The organism is Actinomadura sp. NPDC048032, from assembly GCF_040653175.1.
GTDB classification, from domain to species: Bacteria; Actinomycetota; Actinomycetes; order Streptosporangiales; family Streptosporangiaceae; genus Spirillospora; species Spirillospora verrucosospora.
This window is the reverse complement of sequence record NZ_JBEZJP010000664.1, coordinates 1-2,827: the sequence shown is the minus strand read 5'-3', so window position 1 is coordinate 2,827 and position 2,827 is coordinate 1. Positions and strand designations below refer to the sequence as shown.

The following is a 2,827-nucleotide window of genomic DNA, read 5'->3' as shown; positions in this document are numbered from 1 at the left end:
GCCCACCTTGTTGGGATTGCGATCGGAGTGGGTGAGTGACGGGTTCCCTGGGCCGAGGTCTCGCGCCGTACGGCCTCCGCTGCGACCACCGGGCGGAGCCGCTCGGGGTCGACGAGCCCGCGCCGCTGCTGTCGTGGCGGCTGGCCTCCGGCCGGCGCGGCGACGCGCCCGCCGGTTTCCAGGTCCGGGTCCACGCCGACGACGGCGCCCGGGTCTGGGACACCGGCGCCGTGGCCGACCCGTCCGCCGTCTCCGTCCGCTACCGCGGCCCCGCCCTGCGGCCCCGCACCCGCTACCGCTGGACGGTCACGGTCACCGACGCGGCCGGCGCCTCCTCGCGGGAGGAGTCCTGGTTCGAGACCGGGATGCTGAGCCCGTCCGCGTGGTCGGCCGCCTGGATCACGCACGACCCGTCCGTCCAGGACGTCGTGGACGCGCCCGAGGAGGGCGAGCTCGCCCTCGCCGACCACGGCCTCCAGCCCGCCGTCCGGCTGCGGAAGGCGTTCGAGGCCGCCGCCGCGCCGGTCGCCGCGCGCCTCTACGTCACCGCCCGCGGCGTCTACGAGATGCGCCTCAACGGCGCGCGGGTCGGGGACGCCGAGCTCGCCCCCGGGTGGACGGACTACCGGGACCGCGTCGACTACCAGGTCCACGATGTCACCGACCTGGTCCGGACGGGCGCCAACATGCTGGCCGCCACGGTCGCGGACGGCTGGTGGAGCGGGTTCGTCGGCTTCGACGAGCGCCGCTCGGGCGCGCATTACGGAACGTTCCCGCAACTGCTGGCCGAGCTGCATCTCGTGCACGCCGACGGGACCACCGACGTGATCGCGACCGGCGGCGACTGGCAGAGCGCGCGGTCGCCCGTCCGGTACGCCGACCTGCTCATGGGGGAGTGCCACGACCTGCGCCGCGAGACTCCGGGCTGGGACCTGCCCGCCGGCGACCGCGACCGCGCGGGATGGCTTCCCGCCTGGGTCGCCGCCACCGACCGGAGCAGGCTCACCGCCACGGTCGCGCCGCCGGTCCGCGCCGTCCGCGAGCTGCCGGCGCGGTCGGTCGCCCGCATCGCCGGCGACCGGTTCCTGGTCGACTTCGGGCAGAACTTCGCCGGACGCGTCCGGCTCACCGCCCGCGGCCTGACCCCGGGCGACCGGGTGGTCGTCAGGCACGGCGAGGCCCTGGACGAGGCGGGCGCGCTCTACACCGCCAACCTGCGCACCGCCGACGCGACGGACGTGCTGATCGCGGGCGAGGACGCCGAGGCCGTCTTCGAGCCGCGCTTCACCTACCACGGCTTCCGGTACGCCGAGGTGACCGGCCTGGGCGCGCTCGACGCGGCCGACGTCACCGGCGTGGTGCTGCACAGCGACACGCCCTGGGCGGGGGAGTTCACCTGCTCCGACCCGGACGTCGACCGCCTCCACCAGGCGATCTCCTGGGGGCAGCGCTCCAACTTCGTCAGCGTCCCCACCGACTGCCCGCAGCGCGACGAGCGGCTCGGCTGGCTGGCCGACGCACAGGTCTTCCTGCCGACCGCGTGCCTCAACGCCGACGTCGCCGCGTTCTTCGACGGCTGGCTGCGCGAGGTGCGCGGAGCGCAGTCGCCGGACGGCGCCTTCGGCAACGTGGCGCCGCGGATCGCGGGCGTGGCCGACGAGGGCGCGCCCGGCTGGGGCGACGCGGGCGTCCTCGTCCCCTGGCACCTCTACCGCGTGTACGGGGACGAGCGCTTCCTGGAGCGCAACCTCGACGCCATGTGCGCCTGGGTCGACCACGTCCACCGGCACAACCCCGACCTGGTGTGGACCCGCCGCACCGGCCCGCACTTCGCCGACTGGCTCGCGCCCGCCCCCACCCCGCGCGACGTCCTCGCCACCGCCTACTTCGCCCGCAGCGCCGCGCTGACGGCGCGCGCCGCCGAGATCCTCGGCGCGGACGAGGCCGCGGCCCGGTACGGCGCGCTCGCGGCCCACGTCCGCAAGACGTTCGCCGAGCGGTTCACGTCGCCGGACGGGCGGGTCGCCGGCGACACCCAGACCGCCTACCTGCTGGCCCTGGCGTTCGAGCTGCTCCCCGGCGAGCTCGTGCCGGGCGCGGTGCGCCGCCTCGCCGAACTCGTCGAGGAGGCCGGGCCCGGCCTCACCACCGGGTTCCTCGGCGTGGGGCTGATCGCGCCGGTTCTCGACGCGCACGGCCGCGCCGACCTCGCGCACGCCCTGCTGCGCCGCACCGACCCGCCGTCCTGGCTGTTCCCGCTGCGGCACGGCGCGACCACCGTGTGGGAGCGCTGGGACGGCTACACCGCCGAGCGCGGGTTCCAGGCCGCGGCGATGAACTCCTTCAACCACTACGCGCTCGGCTCGGTCGGCGAGTGGCTCTACCGGGGCGTCGCCGGCCTCGACCAGGCGCCCGGCTCGGCCGGCTACCGCGACCTGCTGATCCGGCCGAGGCCCGGCGGGCTCACCGCGGCGAGCGCCCGCTACGAGTCGGTGCGCGGGGTCGTCTCCACCGCCTGGACCCGCCGCGACGGCGTGTTCGAACTGCGGATCGCGGTGCCGCCGGGCGCGACCGCCGCCGTCCACATCCCCACCGACGACCCGGACGGTGTGCGCGAGAGCGGGATCCCGGTGGCGGACGCCCCCGGGGTCTCGGTCGCCGGAACGGCGCGGGGGGAGCTCCGCTGCCGGACCGGCTCGGGGGAGTACCGCTTCACGGCGGCCCTTCAATGACGTCCGTCCCCGCCGGACAAGCGCCTGGCCATCTGCGAGCGGATCCCTTCGGAGGACGGCCGGAACGGCCGCGGGGTGTCGGTCCGCGTGTATCC

At 76.2% G+C, this 2,827-nt stretch carries 1 protein-coding gene; it reads left to right on the top strand.

Going from position 1 to position 2,827, the window contains the following annotated elements; genetic code table 11:
* Window positions 1-35: 35 nt before the first annotated feature.
* Window positions 36-2,732 (top strand): family 78 glycoside hydrolase catalytic domain, encoded by a 2,697-nt coding sequence (locus AB0C69_RS40785; protein WP_360361936.1) that lies wholly within the window; start codon window positions 36-38, stop codon window positions 2,730-2,732.
* Window positions 2,733-2,827 lie beyond the last annotated feature (95 nt).